Origin of the sequence: Shewanella sp. H8 (genome assembly GCF_040285065.1) — a bacterium.
In the GTDB taxonomy this organism is placed as follows: Bacteria; Pseudomonadota; Gammaproteobacteria; order Enterobacterales; family Shewanellaceae; genus Shewanella; species Shewanella polaris.
Genome location: NZ_CP157213.1, coordinates 3,893,023 through 3,915,430, shown reverse-complemented (window position 1 = coordinate 3,915,430; position 22,408 = coordinate 3,893,023). Strand labels below are relative to the sequence as shown.

19 protein-coding genes are annotated in these 22,408 nt (G+C 41.4%); 11 read left to right on the top strand and 8 right to left on the bottom strand.

All coding sequences use genetic code 11. From position 1 onward, the window contains the following. Positions 1-69: 69 nt before the first annotated feature. Positions 70-738, bottom strand: coding sequence for a DsbA family protein (locus tag ABIS04_RS17070; protein WP_350431822.1), 669 nt, complete (start codon positions 736-738; stop codon positions 70-72). Between the two features lie 111 nt (positions 739-849). Here ABIS04_RS17070 and ABIS04_RS17065 point away from each other — a divergent pair, with 111 nt between their 5' ends. The 4 genes from ABIS04_RS17065 to ABIS04_RS17050 all read left to right on the top strand — a co-directional run bounded on the left by ABIS04_RS17065 (position 850) and on the right by ABIS04_RS17050 (position 6,072). Further along, on the top strand, positions 850-2,127 hold the full coding sequence (locus ABIS04_RS17065; protein ID WP_350431821.1) for a glycerophosphodiester phosphodiesterase family protein: 1,278 nt from the start codon (positions 850-852) through the stop codon (positions 2,125-2,127). Between the two features lie 339 nt (positions 2,128-2,466). Next, complete coding sequence (locus ABIS04_RS17060; protein WP_350431820.1) at positions 2,467-3,420, top strand: TAXI family TRAP transporter solute-binding subunit; 954 nt, start codon at positions 2,467-2,469, stop codon at positions 3,418-3,420. Between the two features lie 217 nt (positions 3,421-3,637). Next, on the top strand, positions 3,638-5,671 hold the full coding sequence (locus ABIS04_RS17055) for a TRAP transporter permease (RefSeq protein WP_350433467.1): 2,034 nt from the start codon (positions 3,638-3,640) through the stop codon (positions 5,669-5,671). After that, positions 5,671-6,072 (top strand): DUF1850 domain-containing protein, encoded by a 402-nt coding sequence (locus tag ABIS04_RS17050; RefSeq protein ID WP_350431819.1) that lies wholly within the window; start codon positions 5,671-5,673, stop codon positions 6,070-6,072. Before ABIS04_RS17055 ends, ABIS04_RS17050 begins: the two co-directional genes overlap by 1 nt. A 101-nt stretch (positions 6,073-6,173) precedes the next feature. Here the strand turns inward: ABIS04_RS17050 and ABIS04_RS17045 are convergent, their stop codons facing one another. Further along, positions 6,174-7,097 carry a manganese-dependent inorganic pyrophosphatase gene (locus ABIS04_RS17045; protein WP_140235198.1) on the bottom strand — a complete coding sequence of 308 codons (924 nt, stop codon included), beginning with the start codon at positions 7,095-7,097 and terminating at the stop codon, positions 6,174-6,176. 442 nt (positions 7,098-7,539) lie between these two features. Further along, positions 7,540-8,001 carry a YhcH/YjgK/YiaL family protein gene (locus tag ABIS04_RS17040; RefSeq protein ID WP_137225085.1) on the bottom strand — a complete coding sequence of 154 codons (462 nt, stop codon included), beginning with the start codon at positions 7,999-8,001 and terminating at the stop codon, positions 7,540-7,542. 105 nt (positions 8,002-8,106) lie between these two features. Between ABIS04_RS17040 and ABIS04_RS17035 the strand changes: the two genes are divergently transcribed. The 3 genes from ABIS04_RS17035 (at position 8,107) to ABIS04_RS17025 (ending at position 11,066) form a co-directional block, all read left to right on the top strand. After that, the gene (locus tag ABIS04_RS17035; protein ID WP_140235196.1) at positions 8,107-9,162 is read left to right on the top strand and encodes an alpha/beta hydrolase; all 1,056 of its coding nucleotides are present in this window, start codon (positions 8,107-8,109) and stop codon (positions 9,160-9,162) included. A gap of 244 nt (positions 9,163-9,406) precedes the next feature. Further along, positions 9,407-9,985: an LON peptidase substrate-binding domain-containing protein gene (locus ABIS04_RS17030; protein WP_350431818.1), complete on the top strand. Its 579-nt coding sequence runs from the start codon at positions 9,407-9,409 to the stop codon at positions 9,983-9,985. Between the two features lie 115 nt (positions 9,986-10,100). Continuing rightward, a complete protein-coding gene (locus tag ABIS04_RS17025) occupies positions 10,101-11,066 on the top strand; it encodes a pseudouridine synthase (protein WP_350431817.1) in 966 nt (321 codons plus the stop codon). A 93-nt stretch (positions 11,067-11,159) separates the two neighbouring features. On the opposite strand, the gene ABIS04_RS17020 is transcribed toward ABIS04_RS17025, so the two are convergent. From ABIS04_RS17020 to metJ, 5 genes are all read right to left on the bottom strand, one after another. Next, the gene (locus ABIS04_RS17020; RefSeq protein ID WP_350431816.1) at positions 11,160-12,554 is read right to left on the bottom strand and encodes a tetrathionate reductase family octaheme c-type cytochrome; all 1,395 of its coding nucleotides are present in this window, start codon (positions 12,552-12,554) and stop codon (positions 11,160-11,162) included. Positions 12,555-12,610: 56 nt separating this feature from the next. Then, entirely contained in the window at positions 12,611-14,323 is a 1,713-nt protein-coding gene (locus tag ABIS04_RS17015; RefSeq protein ID WP_350431815.1) for a DUF3373 domain-containing protein, read from the bottom strand. A 142-nt stretch (positions 14,324-14,465) separates the two neighbouring features. After that, on the bottom strand, positions 14,466-14,795 hold the full coding sequence (locus ABIS04_RS17010) for a cytochrome c (protein WP_137225104.1): 330 nt from the start codon (positions 14,793-14,795) through the stop codon (positions 14,466-14,468). Positions 14,796-15,167: 372 nt separating this feature from the next. Beyond that, positions 15,168-15,908 carry a sulfite exporter TauE/SafE family protein gene (locus tag ABIS04_RS17005; RefSeq protein WP_350431814.1) on the bottom strand — a complete coding sequence of 247 codons (741 nt, stop codon included), beginning with the start codon at positions 15,906-15,908 and terminating at the stop codon, positions 15,168-15,170. A 74-nt stretch (positions 15,909-15,982) separates the two neighbouring features. Beyond that, positions 15,983-16,297 carry a met regulon transcriptional regulator MetJ gene (metJ, locus tag ABIS04_RS17000; protein ID WP_350431813.1) on the bottom strand — a complete coding sequence of 105 codons (315 nt, stop codon included), beginning with the start codon at positions 16,295-16,297 and terminating at the stop codon, positions 15,983-15,985. Between the two features lie 208 nt (positions 16,298-16,505). Here metJ and metB point away from each other — a divergent pair, with 208 nt between their 5' ends. From metB to ABIS04_RS16980, 4 genes are all read left to right on the top strand, one after another. After that, the gene (metB, locus tag ABIS04_RS16995) at positions 16,506-17,669 is read left to right on the top strand and encodes a cystathionine gamma-synthase (protein ID WP_350431812.1); all 1,164 of its coding nucleotides are present in this window, start codon (positions 16,506-16,508) and stop codon (positions 17,667-17,669) included. 180 nt (positions 17,670-17,849) lie between these two features. Further along, a complete protein-coding gene (locus ABIS04_RS16990) occupies positions 17,850-20,243 on the top strand; it encodes a bifunctional aspartate kinase/homoserine dehydrogenase II (protein ID WP_350431811.1) in 2,394 nt (797 codons plus the stop codon). A 496-nt stretch (positions 20,244-20,739) separates the two neighbouring features. Beyond that, positions 20,740-21,582: a DUF2971 domain-containing protein gene (locus ABIS04_RS16985; protein WP_350431810.1), complete on the top strand. Its 843-nt coding sequence runs from the start codon at positions 20,740-20,742 to the stop codon at positions 21,580-21,582. Positions 21,583-21,725: 143 nt separating this feature from the next. Next, the gene (locus ABIS04_RS16980) at positions 21,726-22,313 is read left to right on the top strand and encodes a 3'-5' exonuclease (protein ID WP_350431809.1); all 588 of its coding nucleotides are present in this window, start codon (positions 21,726-21,728) and stop codon (positions 22,311-22,313) included. The last annotated feature ends 95 nt before the right edge of the window (positions 22,314-22,408 follow it).

The following is a 22,408-nucleotide window of genomic DNA, read 5'->3' as shown; positions in this document are numbered from 1 at the left end:
GCGTAACAGTAGCGGATATCACAGATTAAAGCGAAACAACCACGCGAGCTTAGACCAAGAATCTAGAACCTAAATCTTAGCCAGTACAACTTGAATCTCTGCCAAGCTGGTTTGCCATTGTAGGTAATCAAGCGTGATGGGATCCGCATGATTATTGGCCACTATTACCAATGATGGAAATCCTTGGATTGGCAGTTTACGGGCAAAGGCTATTTCTTGTTGTAACTGCTGATCAATATTGTCACTGAGTAATTGTTGCTTAAACATCGCGGCATTGATACCTAACGATTCAGCTAATGCACACAGTACCTCAACATCAGATGGGTTTTGTGCCTGTAGGTAATAGGCCTGTTGAATGGCACTGATCATTGCACGTTCTTGACCAAATTGGCGAGCAATAATACAGGCTCGGCAAGCTGGGTAAGTCGAACGTTTTGGCTGACAACGTTGCCAAAAGTCGTGATTAAATTCAGTTCCCAGTTGCTGGGTAATATTTTTCCAGGTTTGTTGTAACATTTGCTGCATCGATTCTGGCATCGGCTCTGCTGAATCGGGAGCTAACCCTCCGACCAAGTACTGTACACTCAATTGCTGTCCAAACTGCTGTTGTAGTTGATCTTGCAATGTATCCCAGGTTGGGCGATAGCCCCAGCACCAGCTACACATTGGATCATGAACATAATACAGTGTCGGCTTAGGTAGGGTTTTCTGAGTTGATTCAGTTGATTCAATTGTCATATAAATTCGCTATTTCATTCATATTCAGTCCGTAGACTATGCCATATAAACAACAAGTGATCATTCTTGATTAACATCAGGGCACTAAACATAAAAATATGGAGCAATGAAATGACAAGGAACAATAGGGCTGTACTGAGCGTGGCGTCGATATTGACGAGTCTATTTTGTTTATCAGCTTGCAATAGCAACGATAGCGATAATACAACGTCGGTAGATATTGATAAAAGTATTAGTGCTCAAGTTGGGCCTAGACCATTGTTTTTAATTGATCAAATGCAAGACAGTGAATTAAAAACTCAATTAGCACTGTGTAAGTCTGGGCCATTTTACAGAACAGATTTTTCGATTGGCCATCGCGGTGCATCGATGCAATTTCCTGAACACACCCAAGAAGCTTATCAAGCTGCTATCGATTCGGGCGCAGGTATTGTTGAATGTGACGTGACGTTTACCGCAGATAAAGAGTTAGTTTGCCGTCACTCGCAATGTGACTTAGCGACTACCACTAATATTTTAACTATTCCTGAACTTGCCAATAAATGTTCAGTGCCTTTTTCACCCGCCGATGCCGCCAATGGCGTTAGCGCGACTGCAACCTGTTGTACCAGCGACATTAGCTTAGCGGAATTTAAAACCTTAAAAGGCAAAATGGATGGATTTAACCCTAACGCGACAACAGTTGCAGAGTTTATGGATGGCACACCCAACTGGCGAACTGACTTGTACGCTGGCAATGGCACATTAATGACTCATGCGGAAAGTATCACGCTGTTTAAAGCGGCAGGGGTGAAGATGACTCCAGAGCTTAAATCAGCCAGTGTTAGCATGCCGTATGATGGTTTTACTCAGCAAGATTACGCGCAAAAGATGTTAGATGAATATGCAGCGGCAGGTGTGGATGCATCGCAGGTATTCCCGCAGTCATTTAATTTAGACGACGTAAAATATTGGATAGCTAATGCGCCTGAATTTGCTGAGCAGGCAGTATATCTTGACGGTCGTGATGGCGAAACTGGATTTGATCCGCAAAATAGCGCCACTTGGTCACCGAGCATGGATACCTTAGTCGCTGATGGCGTAAAAATTATCGCGCCACCGTTATGGATGTTGGTAACCCTAGACGTTAACAATGCCATCGTAGCGTCTGAATATGCCAAAGCGGCCAGTGCCGCAGGACTTAACATAATAACCTGGTCACTTGAGCGTTCAGGTCCACTTAGCGAAGGCGGTGGCGGTTGGTATTATCAAAGTATTGCCGATGCTATTGATAACGAAGGCGACACTTTTGAGCTGTTAGATGTACTGGCTAAAGATGTCGGTGTTATCGGGGTATTTTCAGATTGGCCAGCCACAGTCACTTATTACGCAAACTGCATGGATATATAACAACGCACAATATTTTTCCAGACGATCAGACAAGGAAAAATCAAGCCGTTAAAAAAGGTGCCGACATTGTTGGCACCTTTTTTATGTTAATCACTATACTCAAGTATTAGGCGTATTTATTGTTCACTCAGTGGGTTAAACATTAAACCTATGAGGGCGTTGGTGATGATAAAAGCTAAGGATACTTTTGAGGGTGTTAGCGAAGTCACTGAAATAGTTTGGAAAAAGATATGTTAACGCTGTTATTAGCCTTTAGTCTATATAGATTGCCTAGGATGTCAGTGGTAGTGTAACAACACAATAAAATTCATAATCATATAAAAAATAAGGATATTGTAAATGAAATTAACCAAACGATTTTGCATGATCGGCGCAGCAGCTGTGTTATCTATCAGTACCGCAGTGATGGCAGCACCGACCTTTATTAATATTCTCACTGGTGGCACTAGTGGCGTTTACTATCCTATTGGTGTGGCTTTATCTCAGCTTTACAGTAATGGTATTGAAGGTTCTAAAACATCTGTTCAAGCGACTAAAGCATCGGTGGAAAACCTTAACCTATTACAAGCTGGTCGTGGTGAGTTAGCGCTGGCGTTAGGGGATTCTGTATCGGCTGCATGGAAAGGTGACACAGAGGCTGGTTTTAAAAAGCCGTTAGACAAATTACGTGTTATTGCGGCAACCTATTCTAACTATATTCAAATTGTCGCCAATAAAGATGCCGGTATTAATAGCCTCGCAGATTTAAAAGGCAAACGTATTTCTGTTGGAGCGCCAAAATCAGGAACTGAACTTAACGCGCGTGCCATATTTGCAGCAGCAGGACTCAGTTACGATGATATGGGTAAAGTTGAGTTTTTACCTTATGCCGAATCTGTTGAGCTGATTAAAAACCGCCAATTGGATGCGACTTTACAATCGTCTGGTTTAGGTATGGCAGCCATTCGTGATTTAGCCGCAACAATGGATATCAACTTTGTGGCTATCCCTGCAGATGTTGTCGCTAAAATTAATAATCCTGCTTATCAAGTTGGGGTTATTACAGCTAATACTTATGAAGGCCAAACAGAAGATGTGAGTACTGTTGCGATACAAAACTTATTGGTAAGTCATAGCAAGGTGTCTGATGAAATTGCTTATCAAATGACTAAGCTGATGTTTGAAAACCTGGACCGTTTAGGTACTGCACACTCTGCTGCAAAAGCGATCAGTTTAGACACTGCGGCTAAAAATCTGCCTATCCCATTACACCCTGGTGCAGAACGCTATTACAAAGAAGTGAATGCGCTATAAGTCATAGTATTAAGTTAACAGCGCTTGTTTGGTAAACCCAGCAAGCGCTTTATTTATCTGGTTTTCTCCATATTCATTAGTTTCAACTTTGGGTAATCATTAACGTTATTCAATTGAGGTTATTATTTATTCGTTTACTTTTCTTTTCTCTTTGAGTTGATATTATTTAGCAGTATAAGCGTAGAGGCATACCATGAGCGATCCAACCCAGAACCAGATGAATGAGCCGGAGCAAGGCCTGAGCGCTGATACGCGTAACTGGCCAAAAGCATTGTTTGCTGTGGCACTTATTTTTTCTATTTTCCAAATTACCACAGCGGCATTTCATCCAGTTTCAACCCAAGTGTTACGCGCCGTGCACGTGGGCTTTTTATTATTAGTGGTGTTTATTAGTTATCCAGGTATAGGCAAGAGTCAGCCATGGCAACCTTTGGCATGGATACTCGGTTTAGCCGGTATGGCTACCGCGGTTTATCAGTGGGTATTTGAAGCTGACTTAATTCAACGTTCTGGTGACTTAACCCAAAATGACATGATTATTGGTGTGGTGTTAGTCGCTTTAGTGTTTGAAGCTGCCAGACGAGTGATGGGAATTGCACTGCCGATTATTTGCGGTATGTTTTTAGCCTATGGTTTATTTGGTGAGTATTTACCCGGTGAATTGATGCATCGAGGTTATGGTTTCGACCAAATAGTTAACCAGTTGGCCTTTGGCACCGAAGGCTTATACGGCACACCTACCTACGTATCTGCGACTTATATTTTCTTGTTTATTCTGTTTGGTGCCTTTTTAGAGCAGGCTGGAATGATCCGCTTATTTACCGACTTTGCTATGGGCTTATTTGGCCATAAAGTCGGAGGGCCTGCAAAAGTGTCGGTGGTGTCATCTGCACTCATGGGTACCATTACGGGTTCGGGGGTGGCCAATGTGGTGACAACTGGCCAGTTTACGATTCCATTAATGAAGCGTTTTGGTTATCGCTCTGCTTTTGCGGGTGGGGTAGAAGCCACATCCAGTATGGGCAGCCAAATTATGCCGCCGATTATGGGTGCCGTAGCCTTTATTATGGCTGAAACCATTAACGTTCAATTTATTGAAATTGCTAAAGCGGCGATGATCCCCGCAGTATTGTATTTTTGTTCGGTGTTCTGGATGGTGCATTTAGAGGCTAAACGCGCCAATTTATCTGGCTTACCCAAAGATCAATGTCCTGATCCGTGGGCGGCAATTAAGTTGCGTTGGTACTTACTCATTCCGCTATTTATTTTGATTGGTTTGTTATTTTCCGGTCGTACACCGCTGTTTTCTGGCATGGTTGGTTTAGCACTCACTGCGATTGTGATTTTAGGTTCAGCGATTATCCTTAATCTATCATCAGCCGCAATGCGATTTGCTTTTTGGATAGCGCTAGGGGTCTTATGTGCTGGCTTTTTCCAGTTAGGCATTGGGGTAATGTTTGGCGTTATCGCTATGCTGGTGGTGATTTGTTGGTTTGTTAAAGGTGGTAAAGAAACCCTAACCTTATGTTTGCACGCGTTAGTTGAAGGTGCTCGTCACGCCGTGCCTGTTGGTATTGCGTGTGCATTGGTTGGGGTGATTATTGGGATTGTGTCACTTACGGGTATAGCATCTACGTTTGCAGGTTATATTTTAGCCGTCGGGCAAGATAATTTATTTTTGTCTTTATTGCTGACGATGGTGACGTGTTTGGTATTAGGCATGGGGATCCCAACCATCCCTAATTATATTATTACCAGTTCCATTGCTGCCCCAGCATTATTAGATTTAGGCGTGCCGTTAATCGTGTCGCACATGTTTGTGTTTTATTTTGGCATTATGGCTGACCTTACACCACCAGTAGCATTGGCGTGTTTTGCGGCGGCGCCTATTGCGAAAGAAAAGGGTTTAAAAATAAGTTTATGGGCCATTCGAATTGCCATTGCAGGGTTTATTATTCCGTTTATGGCGGTATACGATCCGGCATTAATGCTTCAAGGTGGTGGCGTACTGGATACCATTTTTGTGGTACTTAAAGCGACGGTTGCGATTGGTATTTGGGGCGTGATATTTACGGGGTATTTATTACAAAACCTTTTTGTGTGGGAGCGTATTTTAGGTTTTATTGCTGGTGGTTGTTTGATTATGGCAACACCGCTAAGTGATGAGTTAGGCTTTAGTTTGGCGCTGGCGTTTATTTTACAGCACGTATGGCGTGCTCGTAAGTTACAACGTTTAGCACAGGGCAAATAATGCTAGGATTATGCTTAGGCCTAGCAGGCACAATATGGGCTCAAGTGCCTGCAGAGCAAATGACATTGTCGTGGACTCATACTATTGAAAAAATTCGTTGGGCGGAAGATTATCGCTTAATTAACGAGGGGTTTATTTTAGAGCAAGCAAGGGTTAAAGGCAGTGGTGCCGGGATGGAAATTCCTGCCGATGCGGTGTTAAAAGACGGCAGCTGGCATTACAAACCGCATTTACCCGTGTTGCCAATGCTAAAGTTAGGCCGCACCCCAGAAGCAGGCGATTATCAGTTATGTGTGTCATCGACTCAGACCGAGCAACTGTGTCATCCAATGAGTTATTGGATTGGCGAGCCAACGGCAAAGCAACCATCAATAGAGCTATGGGGTTGTGATATACCTTAATAATGAACGGTAATGAGACAGATTAATGATTGGTATTAAAGCATAAAAAAGCTGAATCAATTGATTCAGCTTTTTCTTTTTTTCAAGGCGTTCACAACGATTTACTTTGCAAACACATCTTGCAGTGCAGGTACCACTTGTTTTTTACGACTTAGTACGCCGTCTAGCCAAACGCGACCGTTGACAGTCGGTTTACCATAAGCACGCTCAGTTAAGTCTGGTAAATCAGAAACCACTAACATTTCTGAACCTTCTTTCATGATGTCGGTTAGCAGTAATAATACGCTGTGGCGATGACCTTCGACTTTTAATTTAGCAATATCTGCTTCTAAGTCAGCTTTGATGTCGTCAAATACAGACAAATCGATAACTTCTAATTGGCCAATACCGACTAAGTTTCCGTTCATGTTGAAGTCTTTAAAGTCACGCATTACTAGGTCACGCGCAGGCGTGCCTTCAACTGCTGATTTTACTTTAAACATCTCCATACCAAGTGCTTTAAAGTCTTCAATACCAGCAATTTTAGCTAAGGCTTCAACACAGCGAATGTCAGCTGTGGTGCAGGTGGGTGATTTGAAAATAACGGTATCACTTAAAATGGCACACATCATGATACCAGCGATGTTCGCAGGGATTTTTACTTGGTAAAAATCGTACATCATTTTGATGACTGTGTTACTGCAACCTACTGGACGGATCCAACATTCTAGCGGAGTAGAAGTGGTTAAATCGCCTAGTTTATGGTGGTCAACAATGCCCACGATAGTTGCTTGAGCGATATCATCTGGCGCTTGAGTAATTTCTGAATGGTCAACAATATAGACTTCTTCACCCGCGTAACTGGTTTTGTATTCTGGCGCTTCAAAACCAAATTTCTCTAAAATAAATGCGGTTTCTGGTGATAATTCGCCTAAACGGGCCGCTATTGCTGGCTCACCGATTTGGTTTTTTAAATATGCTAATGCTATAGCACCACAAATTGAATCTGAATCAGGGATCTTGTGACCCACTACATACATTGCCATTGAAAGACTCTCCTATAAAGTTGCCCTGATTTTAACAAGGATTGATCTTCATCGCATTAAAAAATACCACTTCAAAGGTTCAACTTACCATATGAGTGTTATCAATGATGATATGTGTCTGTAATTGACAAAAAAAGCCCCGAGCGGAGAGTCTCGGGGTTTTTTCTATTTTACACAGGGTAAGTGTATATTTGTCTTTAGCTTGGGGGCTACAACGCTATTGAATTATCTATTCAGTAGTCTATTGAGTCCATCTTAAACGCTCTATCTTAAGTGCTAATAGCTCTGTATAGGTGTTTATTGTGCTTGAATACCGTGCTCGAATTAACTTTAGTAGGTTTCATTCAAATAGCGATTTTATTGCTCATGAATATTGTTAATGACTTATTGCTAGTGGTTTAGCCTTAGTACTGAATATTTGTCATTGATTAAAATGGCATCGCTATACCCGTACTTTTATCACCACTTTACGAACTTGCTGAGGTTTAGCACTAGTGCCCGGCATATGGATGTCACCAGGAAAAAATAAAGCAAACATGCCCGCTTTTAGAGGAATAAACGCCGCATCATGCCGGTTAGATTCATAGTCGTATTCTGCATAATCATGCTTGTCAAAATAGGGCTTAGAAGGCGTTTGATTAGCTAAGGGCAGATAGCCAAACTCTTCTTCGCCACTCACCACATATTGCACATCAATATATTGTTGATGCACTTCGAATGGCTCTATTTCTTTAGGTTTAGTCTCATAATCATTAACGATAACGAAAATATCTTTACCTTCAAGTGAGTAACTTCCGACTTCAAGCTGGCTAAAGTCTGTGCTCGCGAGATGGGCTAGTGCTTTGGCTAGTCTCGGGCTCAGTTGAGTGTATAAGTGACGATTTGCAAGAGTATCAACAATCATAAAAATTCCGTAAGATAAAAATCATAAAAGCATGCTAGCGTATTAACCCTAAAGCATACCGTTTTACCAAGATAACAGCATTACAAATATAATAAGGATTGTACATTGCCTGCATTACGTTTACTTGCTGGACCAACAGCTTACGAACAACTCGAAGCGAATGGCTTAGACCAATCATTATTTACGCAAATTTTTGCGGCCTCTGGTGGCCCTAAGTGGCTGGCCATCGCAGGCTTAGATAAGTATTTATTCAGTGAATTTTTTCAGGGACGCGAAGACCCACTCTATACCATGGGTGCGTCATCGGGGGCGTGGCGTTTGGCCTGTATGGCGCAACAAGATCCACTCGCGGCTTATGCAAGGTTAGAGCATTTTTATATTCATCAGCGCTACGATAAAAAGCCTTCCCGAGAGCAGGTTAGTGCCCAAGTATTGCAAATTGTGGATGGTATTTTAGGTGAGCAACAAGGTGCGGATATTATTGCTAACCCATTAATTCGTCATCATATGGTGGCTTGTCGTGCCCGCCATTTAAATCGCATTCATGCCAAGTTTGCTTTAATGATGGGCTTGTCGATGGCGGCGATAAGCAATGTGGTAAACCGTAAAAGTTTAGGCTGGCATTTTGAGCGGGTGATATTAAGTCATAAAGACGATGCGTCACCTTTTAGGCGATTGAAAGATTTACCCACTAAACAGGTTAAGTTGACCCAAGACAATATCCGCCATGGTTTATTGGCTAGCGGATCGATCCCGTTATTGCTCGACCCAGTTAACGATCTGCAAGGATCGCCCAAAGGTCAATATTACGATGGGGGAATAACCGATTACCATTTTGATATGCCACTACCAGCCGCGACAGGGTTAAGTTTATATCCACATTTTTATCCTTATATGAGCCCTGGCTGGTTCGATAAATCCTTGTTGTGGCGTAAAGCGAAAGCCAATTACCACAATGGATTAATTTTAGCGCCGAGTAAGCAATTTATTGCCAGCTTACCCTTTGGTAAAATTCCTGATCGTGAAGACTTTAAGCATTTAGATACCGAAAGCCGGATTGCTTATTGGCAGCAAAGTGTACAACAAAGCCAAGTATTAGCCGACGAATTTGCCAATATTGTCGCTTCTGGCACGATAATGGACCGTATTGAACGTTTATAAATTAGCGTAGTAATTGTATGTTTTTTGCTCTTTTTTGAAATGTAGTCGTATAAAATAAGGTCTATTAAATAGAACCTAGTGTAAACAGGCCCTAGTGTAAACAGTATCTAGTGTAAGCAGTGCTGATGTCGGCAATCTGTGTTATTTACATTTTCTCAAGTTGTTGAATTATTAACCACTGCTACACTTGTTTTATTGATTTGACTTTAGCTCAGTAACTTCACCTTTGGTGTCGGAGGCTGTTATGCGAACAAAAGAAGTGGCATTACTTATTCAAGATGCAGTGCTATTACCGGGTGGACGACTTGAAATTAGCGTCGTGACACCCAGTGATTTGTGCGTGGTTGCAGATGTGCTAAAAGGTTACTACGAGTTAGCATTTGCACCTTTAAAAGTGAATAGTGATTTACCTTGTTATATTGCTGCGACTCAATGTAATATCATTGATTTTAATCAGTTAGATAACGGTTGTTTAAGTATTATTATCGAAGGGTCACAACGCCTTAAAATCTTATCGGCGGCAAAAAAACGTAATGGTTGCTGGATAGCTCGCGCGCTACCTTGTCCTAATTGGACCCAAGAACCCATAGTGGGTGAGTTTGAAATAATTAGCGCCGCACTGGAGCAATTTTATCAAGTGAATCCTAATTTACTGGAGTTATATTCACAAACTCATTTAGAAGATGCTGCGTGGGTCAGCCAACGTTGGTTAGAGGTTTTACCTATGTATAATCGTGATAAGCTGATTCTAGTTGAACAACCTAACTGTCATAAAACCATGGATTTTGTGTTGCACTTACTTAAATCCTATGTGGATGTGTAGGTTTTTTTATAAAGAATGCTACCTACCTATACACGCTAATACAGATACATTTATAGGCTAGCCTGATAACATAGTGCTATTGTTTTTTGCATCTCATTTCCTTAATAGCCCTTTTATGCCGAATTTATCAAATCCGCACGATCAATCCTTGTCTTCAACTACCGCTATTGCAGCCCAACCATCGTATGTCGTGTTGCCGCGCGTGAGTGAGTTAGCGGGTAAGCAATACCACACGGTACTTGAATTTTTGATAGAGCATTTTAAACAAATTGATGCCAGTGTTTGGTTGCAACGGATTGAAGCTGGCAAGGTGCATTGGCAAAATGGTGAGTTAATTACTGCAGACAGCATCTATCAAGCCACTGCGCGGGTATATTATTATCGTGAAGTGCTGGCCGAAACGAAAGTACCGTTTGCTGAGCAAGTGCTATATCAAGACAATGACACCATTGTTGTGTATAAACCGCATTTTTTACCTGTAACCCCTGGTGGTAATTACGTTAATGAATGCTTAGTGCATCGATTACGTATCGCAACTCAAATTGATACCGTTGCACCAGCCCATCGGCTCGACAAAGATACTGCTGGGGTAATGTTAATGACAGTAAACCCGCAAACTAGGCATGCCTATCATCAGCTTTTTTTAGATGACAAGATCACCAAGGATTATCAGGCTATTGCTACATTAACGCCGCAGTTGCTGGCTCAATTAGCGGATAACACAGTGATACTGCCAGTGCATTGGACGGTTAAAAATCGGATTGTTGCAGCAAATCCCAGCTTTACTATGCAGGTAGTTGAGGGTGAGGCAAACAGTCATTCCGAAATCAGTTTAGTGGCGGTAAAAGACGGCTTTGGCTTATTTGAATTAAGTCCTATTACCGGTAAAACCCATCAATTACGAGTGCATATGCAAAGTTTAGGTATGCCGATTTTTAATGATCGATTTTATCCTGTGTTACAACCTAAAGGGCCTGACAACTTTGATAAGCCCTTGCAGTTATTGGCTAAACGATTACGTTTTACCGACCCTATTAGTGGTATTTCGCAAGATTTTCAATGCCAGGGGTTGAATTTTTAGTTTGTTATTTATCCCGAATTCAGAACATTTAGCTAATAAAAAACCGCCATCGTTAAAGTCGATGGCGGTTTAGTTTTAATAACTATTTTTCAGTTATTCAGCTTTAGTGTGTTTAACACCTTTGCGATTCTTCATTGGATCACCGTCATAACCAAGGGCTTTCCAGTCTAAACGCTCGCCTTTATTGTGGCAGTCATTACACTGTAGTGCCTTGTCTTTTGGTGACACCATGTGGTTGATACGCCACCACATTTCGGTTTCAACAAAGCCATGCTTACCACTGTATTTGAGTCCTTTTTCTACCATAGTAGGGTTTGCTTCCATTCCCAATTTGGCTGCTAAGTCCCAATCAAACTCAGTCCAGTAACCACCTTCACCATAAACTTTAGGTGTCAGTAAGATATTGAGTTCAGTGTCATAAATTTGCTTACCTGTATGTACTTTAAAAGGATAAATCTTAGCTTTAGGGTCACGAATATCACCTAATGGATAAGTTAATTTTACCGTTTTAGTTGGGTCCATTTTGTCGCCAGGCATGTAAGCATCGGCGCGGCCATTAAACCATGTGTATTGTGGTATAACGTCTTTTTCCCAAATAAAGCTACCTTTCTTTTTATTGTAAGTGTGCTTACCATATTTATCGACCGTGTCAGGAAGATCTTGTCCTGCAGCAGACCAATCCCAACGCATTTTTGTCGGTTCAACTTTAGAGAACGTTGGTATGTGACAAGTTTGGCACGCTACTGTTTGTGAGTGTGTATTGAGCGTTTTATTTTTGTGAGGTGCTGCATCATGGCAGTTTTCACAACCAATGTTGTTTTCGCCTCCAGGTGATACGCCCATCGCATTGCCGGTAATTTGGTGATTTTCAGTGGCATGACAAGTTTGGCACTGGAAATCATTACCATCGGCGTCCATGTGGACATCGGTAGCTTTGTCTGGATAAGACATTGATGAGTCTAAGTCACCATGTTTAACTGCATCACCACCGCCGCCGTAAAAGTGGCAACTGCCGCAATTATCACGTACGGGTGCACCCACATTCTGCGCTACTTTGGTTAAGTTAACTGTGGCGAAAACTTCGCCTGCAGCAGAAGGATCTTTAATGTAAGTTCCTGTTGTGTCGTGGCAGACCAAACAATCCACTTTGGTCATGTCTTTAAAGTCGAATGTAGAATCTTTCCAACCATAACCCGCATGACAACTAGTACAACGTGGTTCATTACCCGCTATTGCAACACAAAAGTTATTGATGCTGTTCTTTTTACCGCGCATCACTGTGCGGCCAGGTAATTTTTGCTCTAATTCCCAAGTCCAATGTGAAGATTTCATAAATTCTTCGGCATGTTCTTTGTGGCATGTTAAGCATTGTGTAGTCACTTCAGGGCCATTGGCAAAAGGCCCTTGCAACGCCTCTTTGTGGTTAAAGGCAGCCTGTGCGCTACTGCTTAATATCAGTAATACAGCCAGTGCTGATGATATTCTCATGATAATAGTCCTTATCCCTGAGCTTGCGCTCAGGGGCACTAAGTTAGAAGTTTAAGTTAGAAATTAACTGTTAGGGTTGCATTGACGTCATAGGCGGTGTCAATCACTGGTAGCATTGAGTACGCTGTACCGGCAATTACATCGTCAACCTTCATCGGTGCACCTACTGGTGAACCACTTCCGGTATATTCATAGTCGTAATACAAGCCCGCTAACTTAATAAACATCTTTGGATTAATATCAAAGATATAATACGCTTCGGCAACATGACCGCGGGTAGCTAACTTACTGCCAATAGGGTCGTCTTGCGCTTGGGTGAAGGGACTCCAGTATTTTGAACCGTAGTTATACTCCAAACCGAATTTACCGTATGGAGCTGGTATTTGCATACCGACATACACGCCGTAACCATCTTTGGTGTCGCTATCCACTGTTTCTTTTGGCACCATAATGATTTCAGTAGCAGTGCTGTTCAGTTCTGCTTCAAATACTGCATCGCTTAACATACCGCCAAACATACCAGCATTACCGTTAGGTTCTGCACGAGTCCAACCTAGTGATGCAAACATTTTTAAATCGTCGTCAGTTTCATAAGCATAACCTAAGCCACCTAAGTAAATATCACCAATCACACCGCTTGGTTGTACGCGGGTAACGAAGTTAAAGTTTTCAAATTTTTGCATGTCTTGATACATGGTTGGGGCAAAGATACTGGCGAGTTGAGTCGGAAATGCCATGGTGCCTGTAAAGCCATCATTGACATCTTTTGCACCAAATAAAGTGAACTGCAAAAAGTGATTACCGTCATTGATAACGTCGATATTAAAACCACCTAAGTGAGTGTCTTTAGTTACGATGTCACCAAACAATTCGCCATTTCCGTATTGTGATTCGAAGCCTTGGCCATAGCAAAAACGTACTGTTTGACCTTCAATACCGGTGATATCCCCTAAGTTGTAACCTAAGGTTAGACCATCGAAGTTGAAATTGACTAAGTGACCTGATGGTGTGCCGCCTCGAAGTTCGTTTTCACGATAATGACTTGGTGGGCCGTACGTTGAAGGGCGACGTCCAATAGAAAGATAAGTGCCGCTGCCGTTAATGTCTTTCCAGTTAAAATAGGCGCGTTCTACTTTTAGTTCATCACCACTGGTGCTACCGCTACTGGTGCCGTCCATGGTGAATGCATTCCATGAGTCAAACACTTTAACTCCAGTAGAATCTCCCCAGCTTTTAAACATGGTTAAGCGTCCGGCAAAGCTGACGTTGTCCCATACTTTGGCATCAATGTTTAGGCGCAAACGAGTAGTATAAAAAATATCATTATCAATATCTTGTTGGGTTTTCTGGCCTAACACCATAGGCATAACACCTTGTAGCTGACCATTTTGAAATGCGGTGGCTAAATCAGGGTTAGCCATCATCATTTGGCCTAACGGTGAGGTAGCACTACTTGGGTCACCAAATACTCCTGACATGGCTTTGGTAGCGAAGTCAGTAAAATTAACATTCATGGCTGGGTTCCAAGTGACATTTTGATAATGTAATGAATGTGCTTTGGTTCTAAAATCACCCGTAATGGCTATTCTGTCTAATGCCGTGTGACGCTCGGTTTTGTCAACGCGTGAATTTAAATATTCTAGATCTTCATTAATAGTCGCGAGTTGTTCTTTAAGATCAGCAATCTTTTGTGCATCGGTATCGGCCGCTAAGCTAGCACCACTCATAAAGAGTGCATTTGCAACGAGTATTGATATGAGTGTTCTCATAGTCTTGCTCCCCCAATTTGCCAAATAATGTACTTAATCTGGCAAATTTTTGTTGTAAGAATCCCTGAGGCGTCGCCCCAATTTTTTTTGGATTGTTATGCTTATGTAACGTTTAGAGCGAAAAGCTCTTAGCTTTCAGGTATTAGCCGCAAGTTGCTGGCTGATCTGAATCGGCTGCATGGTCATATAAAAACTGTTGAATATCTTTCAAGTCTTTTTCTGACAGCGCCTCAAAAACGGCAGGTTTTGCTTTATGTTTATCACGAGAGAAGAAGCGGTCCCATTGGCTCATGGTTTTAGCCATAGGGGTAAGTTCAGGGCCTTCACTATCGGCACTATGGCAAGCTTTACATTCTTTCTTGTAAAGGTGTTTGCCTTTTTTAGGGTTACCACCTTCGGCTGCCATTGCTTGGCTACCTAGTGATAATGCAATAGCGAGTGCGATACCAACTTTAACGTATGTGTTCATCATTTTATCCTCTATAGGGCTTTTTATAGGTGGTGCATTTTGTAATATGTGTTTCTTTCTTTGCTGTGAATAATGTTACCTAAAAGTGAGTAGTGTTAATTTGAAGTAGATCATATTCATGAGAAAAATCTAATTGAAAAAAAGTTAATTGAATCAAATCTAATGGACTTATTGTGATATGGATCATTTTTGTAACAATATGAAGTTTGCTAATTGGATGAAAAGTCTTGCAGTGGATTTATTAATAAGGAGGCGTTATCTGTTGTACTTGGTCTGTGAAATAAGTCTTTAGGAAGGATTTTATTGAGGGAAAGCTTAAAAACTCATAATGAGGCCATGGTTAGCTCATTATGAGTTGGTTAGTTGGTTAGTTGATTAGTTGATTAGTGCGCTAGTTGATTTAATCACTAACACAGTGGCACTAATACTACATAAGACTAGGGTCGCGATGCGGGTTTTATTTTTATCAACGTGGTTAATAAGCAATCCTGATACTAGATAACCCGCAACAATAGAAGGGAATAACATTAACGATAACCATAAATGTTTAGTCTCTACTAAACCGACTATGGCTAAAATAGCTAATGCAATCAGCGAACTCAGTACGAAGAAAGCTGATAATGCCGCTCTAAATTTACTCGGATCTTTGCCTGCAAGTAAAATAGCCATAGGTGGACCGCCAATAGCGGCGATGTTGCCAAATATGCCTGAAAATACACCAGCGATAAATAAACTCATTTTATTGATAGGTGCAGTGATGCGATAGACACTTAATATCACCGCAATAAATACAATTGCAGCAATGATCAGTCCCAATATAGCTTGCGGTGCAAACAGTAATAATCCTGCGCCTAAAAAGCCACCGGGGACCCGCCCAAGCAAGGCGTATTGTAATCCGTTAAATTGTAGGTGATTACGTTCTCTAAATAAGGTCATTGCAGAAATGGCAAACCCCATTGCAATAATGGGTACGGGCACAAGTTCGGGATCAACGATATATAATAGTGGACTGGCAACAACAGCTAACCCAAAACCAATTAAGCTTTGGGTTAATGCGCCTAAAAAAACGATAACTGATGCCAGTATCAAGGTGCTTGGATCGATAAATGACATCATAAGTTCTCTATAAAAACATACTGCTTCTTAGTGGGGCAGTTTCAAAGTTTGTGAGCGAGTCACCAATCAATGAACTATTCGAGTTCTTCCCACTCGATCCCCATATCATCCATTATCTTTTTCGCTTCACTTGGAATACTGTCAGGTTCATCTTTAGACAAATCACAGTCATAAGGTAATGGTTGACCTGTATATGCATGCAAAAATGCTTCGCATAGCAGTTCACTGTTAGTTGCATGACGCAGATTGTTGATCTGACGCCTGGTGCGCTCATCTGTTAGTATTTTTAATACTTTTAGCGGTATTGAAACTGTAATCTTTTTTACTTGTTCATTTTTTTTGCCATGTTCGGCATATGGGCTAATATATTCGCCATTCCATTCTGTCATTAACTTACCCTTAACGATAAATACGGTGCGGATTTTAAACCGTTACAAACTCTAGTCAAATTATTGCGACTATTTAATCACGATGCAAATAGATTTCTTGATGTTTAGACGTCTATGCGTCTATTTTTGTTGACGGATGAACAACTCTTCGGTAAATTTGGACGTCTAGACATCTACTTGTGTGTTTGTGACATTTTAGGAAGTAATTATGACAAAGCATAAAAGCGCCACATTGGCCGTTCGCCAAGGTATTGAAACAGACACACAACATGGTGCAATTGTACCTCCCATTTATTTATCGACTAATTATTCATTCGATGGTCATAATAATCCTCGTGAGTTTGATTATAGTCGTTCAGGTAATCCTACTCGGTGTATTTTGGGGGAGGCGCTCGCCAAACTTGAACAAGGTGCTACTGGCGTGGTGACCTGTACCGGTATGGCTGCCATTACGTTAGTCACCAGCTTACTTGGTCCTGATGATTTATTGGTTGTACCTCATGATTGTTATGGTGGTAGTTACCGTTTATTTACTAACTTGGCCCAAAAAGGTCAATTTAAGGTATTGGTTGTCGATCAAACTGACGCTGATGCGTTAAACCAAGCTATTGCCCAGAAACCTAAAATGGTGTGGTTAGAAACTCCGTCTAATCCATTACTGCGTGTAATTGATATCGAAGCTGTCAGCCGTGCTTGTCATGATGTTGGTGCGTTAGTGGCAGTCGATAACACCTTTTTGTCACCAATATTACAGCAACCCTTATTATTGGGTGCAGATATTGTGATCCACTCAACCACCAAATACATCAATGGCCATAGTGATGTTGTTGGCGGTGCTGTTGTGGCAAAAGATGCCAAGTTAGGTGAATTATTGCATTGGTGGTCAAACACCCTCGGGTTGACAGGTTCTGCGTTTGATAGTTATTTAACCCTGCGTGGATTGCGTACGCTTGCAGTGCGAATTCGCGAGCATCAGCGTAATGCGCAAAAGATTGTTGAATTACTTTGTGCCAGCGATGTGGTTACCAAGGTTTACTATCCGGGTTTAAAAGACCACCCCGGTCACGAAATTGCGGCAAAACAACAAAAAGGTTTTGGCGCTATGTTAAGTTTTGAATTGCAAGGGGGCGAAGCTGAAGTTGTGGCCTTTTTACAGGGGTTGTCTTTGTTCAGTATTGCTGAAAGTTTAGGCGGAGTGGAAAGTTTAGTCGCCGTTCCGGCCACTATGACTCATAGAGCAATGGACCCACAAGCACGGCAAGAGGCTGGTATTAAAGAGACTTTATTGAGACTATCTGTTGGTATTGAAGACGCAGAAGATCTTCTTACTGATCTTAAAGCAGGTTTAGCTGCCGTGGCAGCAATTAAATAAGCTTAATTTGAGTTAATGGTAGCTGCGGTTTGAGTGAAATAACGTAAAATAGCACAATATGCAGTTGTAGCATGATTCAAATGCAAAAAGAGTTCATTGCTCCACTATTCATTGCATAAAGTGTTCAAATGCAAAAAGAAGCAGTCGCAATAAAAGTCGTAGTTGTTTAAGGAGTCAGTAATGGCGCGAAGTCATTTACATAAGTTTGGTGGTTCTAGTTTAGCGGATGCAGATTGCTATCGCCGTGTTGCACATATTTTGCTTACCCACGGTCAAAGCGATGATCTTGTTGTAGTGTCAGCAGCCGGTAAAACCACTAACTTCTTATACAAATTGCTGAGCCTTCGTGACAGTGGTCAATTGTGGCAAGAAGAGCTACACGTATTGATTAGTTATCAGCAGACGTTAATTGAGCAATTACTGTCAAATGAACAAGCTCGTGATTTACGTGAACGTTTGTCGACCGATAGATCTCAACTAGTCAGTTTGTTGTCTTTAGAGCAACATAATGATTACCAATTAAACCATGTAGTGAGTTTTGGTGAACGTTGGTCCGCTCGCCTCATGGCTGCATTGTTACGAGAAATGGGCGTAGCAGCCAGTAATGTTGATGCCTGTTCTATTTTAGTTGCTGATGAAGGTGCTATTCCTAATATTTTAGTGGCGCAATCGCGTGAGAAAGTGCAAACCTTATTAGCTCGACATCCACAAGAACGTTTAGTGATAACGGGCTTTATTTGCGCGAATAGTCATGGTGATACTTTATTGCTTGGCCGTAATGGTTCTGATTTTAGTGCCACATTAATTGCCAGTTTAGCCGACATTGAACGGGTGACTATTTGGACCGATGTAGAAGGTGTTTTTAATGCCGACCCAAATAAAATCAATGATGCTAAATTGCTTAAAAGTATGTCGCTAGCAGAAGCTGATCGCTTAGCGCGCTTAGGCTCACCCGTATTGCATTCACGTACATTACAACCATTATTCAATACCGACGTTAGCCTTGCTGTGCGCTCAAGCTATGCCTCGCATACCGACTTTACCCTTATTGCTCCGCAGAGTTCATCCGCCAGCGCACCAGTGGTAACCAACTTAAATGAAGTGGTGTTGATCGGTTTTAAAATGGGTGCCGCTCTTGCGCCTTTACTGAATATATTTCATGAGGCAGGGCTAACGCCTTTAGCCTATTGGGAACTAGCCCAGCATAAATTTGAATTAGCGTTTACCCTCGAAAGCCAAAAGCAATTACTGACATTATTGGCTCTGCACGGCAATGAATTATTGATTGATGACGTTACAGTACAAACCGACTTGGGTTTAGTGGCATTAGTCAGTGCCGATGCGCATCACTTTCGACGTAGTTTTGCCCGCTTATTAAGTCGTGATGCTAAGCCTGTTTATCAGGATGCGCTTAGCTTAGTGACCTTAGTGCCACAAGCACAGGTCAGTTTACTGACTCAAAAGGTGCATCGTCGTTGTGCTGGACCAAGAATGCGCATTGGAGTGTTACTTTTAGGTGTGGGTAATATTGGTGCCGCATGGATAGACTTATTTAAACGCGCAAGACCTACATTAGATGTAGAGTTAGAAGCCTCTGTTGAACTGATCGGTGTGGTAGGTTCGCAAAAAGCATTAATTTCCAATGACGCGATTGACCTCGATAACTGGCAGCAAGATTACCAAGCTAATGCCATAGAATGGGATTATGACAAGTTATTTGAACAGCTGGCACAATTATCTTGTGACGAAATAGTCGCGTTAGATATCAGTGCTAGTGCCACATTAACCCTGCAATACCCTCAGTTATTTGCTCGTGGTATTCACGTGGTGAGTGCCAATAAGTTAGCGGGCTCTGGGCCATTACCTTTTTACCGTGAACTCAAGCAGCAATTGAGTAATCGGCGTTTATTTTGGCGCTATAACGCCAGTTGCGGCGCAGGCTTGCCGATACAACATGCGTTGAACGACTTACGAAACAGTGGCGATTCTATTGAAGCGGTAGGCGGAATATTTTCTGGCACCTTATGTTGGTTGTTTGAACACTATGATGGGACTAAACCGTTTTCTGAATTGGTATTAGAGGCACGCAGTTTAGGCATTACCGAACCCGATCCTCGTGATGATTTATCCGGGCGTGATATGCAACGTAAACTGCTTATTTTAGCCCGTGAGATAGGCTTGGAGGTTGAGTTAAACGATATTGGCCTTATCTCGTTAGTGCCTAAAGCGTTAGCCGAGTTATCTCTAGAAGACTTCTTACCTCGTATTAGCGAATTAGATGATGATTTATTACAACAATATGTGGCTGCTGCCGAGCAAAACAAGGTGCTGCGTTATGTGGCTTCGCTGGATAAAGTGGAAGGTAAAATGCAAGCGGAAGTGAGTTTGCAGTGGGTTGATAACAATCATCCTTATGCTAATTTAACCCCGGGCGATAATGTGTTTGTTATTCGCAGTGCGTTTTATCAAGGCAACCCATTGATTATTCGTGGCCCAGGCGCTGGGCGTGAGGTGACTGCTGCTGCGGTACAGTCGGATTTAGTGCATATTTGTAAAGACTTACTTCAAGAGTAAGATGATTGAAAGACCATGTTATATGGTCTTTTTTGTTGTTTATGGCCAACGGCCACAATAGCTTAAGATCGCAAGGTTCCACCCTGCACTGGCCAAAAGGGGATCAACAGCAATCCCCTCTTGGATCACCCCTGCCGTTCCGGCAACATTTTCTGGGAAGCGAAAAGGTTGCGATGGAAATAGATCCAGCGTTTGACCTCATTTTAGTGTTCTTCAGCCTTATTCTAAAATGCTAACGCTTCCGATGAGGCGTCCCTTCCCCTCGAAAGCTAGCTGGCCGTCCATGGCCAGCTCACGTCATTTTCTTCAACGGCCTCAATGTAATGAACTCTGAAAACACGAGATAAGCTATCATCAGAATAAACAATTAACATATAAGTTATATCAATGGTTATCTAAATGATAATTGTTCATTGAACAAAGCCAGAAGCTATTCATGGCTTGTAAAGTGCATGAAATACATACAAACTAAATGTTATAAAAAAGGGGAGGGGTAATGCTATATAAGTACTTGGATCCAGACCGAATCAGTATTTTAGAATCTAGCCTTATCCGGTTTACGCAACCTACTGACTTTAATGATCCTTTTGAGTTTAAACCGGTTATTTCTACTTTGGCTTCAAAAGCTGAAATGGATCAGTATGTTGACCAGTATATGGATGAAATACTCCAAGCTGAGCTTAAAAAATATCCACCTGAAGTCAGAACTTTAATTCCTCTTAAACAATTAAAGTTGATTACACGTCAACTCTATAGTCAAAATTTGCCTGAAATTGAAAAAAAACTAGTTGAAATGGGAAGTGTTACCACTCAATTATTCAGTGATAAATCAAATGAGTTGATAGGGGTACTTTCGTTAGCAGAGAATAATAGTAATTTATTAATGTGGTCCCATTATGCTAGGTCTCATAAAGGCTTTTGTGTTGGCTTTGATAAAAAATCGGATTTTTTTAATCGTACAAGAAGCATAAAGGATGAGTTTTATTATTTACGCAAAGTTGAGTATCGCAAAGACAGACCAATAAGCCGCTTAACACAGTTGAGTAGTGTTGAACTGCTATTGATTAAATCCGAAGAGTGGCAATATGAGCAAGAATGGCGAATGTGCGCCGCATTAACTGACTCAAGCCTCACTATTGACGAAAGTCCGTTTCCTATCCATCTTTTTGAATTCCCTAAAACAGCAGTGAAACAAGTCATTTTGGGCGCATGTATGAGTCAAAATAATAAAGATAAATTGCTGGGAATTATAAAAACAAACAAAGAATATAACCATGTTATTGTTAAGCAGGCGATTATATCTTCACAGCAATTCAAGATTGAGTTTATTGATTTATAGCTAATCAAGTCTGCGAGACAATTGTATGCTGGCTCTTGTCACTTTGACTTTTTTTAGCTTGCATTTACTTGCCCTTATTTAGGAAATTGAATTAGTCTGTTTTTTTAAACACAACTATTTTTTCTGGACAGAATGGATATCGAATGAAAAGGCCAACAAAGGAGCAAATTCGAGACTTACCCATTTATGAAGGTATTAGTCTAGAAAATATCATCGTTGTCATAAACAAAGCTGATGCTATCAGTGCCATAGCAGAGTTAAGAACACACTTTTGTTTAGGGTTTGACACAGAGAGTAAACCTTGTTTCATAAAAGGTGAGGTAAGTGATGGACCTCATCTAATTCAGATCGCCACAAAATCTAAAGTATTCTTATTTCCTACAAAATTTTATGAACATTTTACAGCAATCGCAGACATATTATCTGACCCAACAATAAAGAAAGTGGGTTTTGGATTGAAAGAAGATAAAAAAAGTCTCTTTAGAAAATTTGGAATTAAATTAGTCAATACGGAAGAACTCTCTGCAACAGTAATGCGTTTTATGCAAGTTAAACAACGTGTTGGCGCAAGGGTTGCGGTGGCAATGTTTTTTGAACGACGACTATCGAAGAGCGCCCAACAATCAAATTGGTCAATATTCCCTCTACACGAACATCAGAAAAAATACGCAGCAAATGATGCTCATACGTCATTATTAATCGAACTTGAAATAGAAAGGCTGAGCCATTAACTCCTCTAAAAAGATTGATTTTTCACCAATCAATAGCCAGTATTAATTATTTGGTTAAGTGAGCATGGTTGCTTACGATTAGTTTACTTCTGATA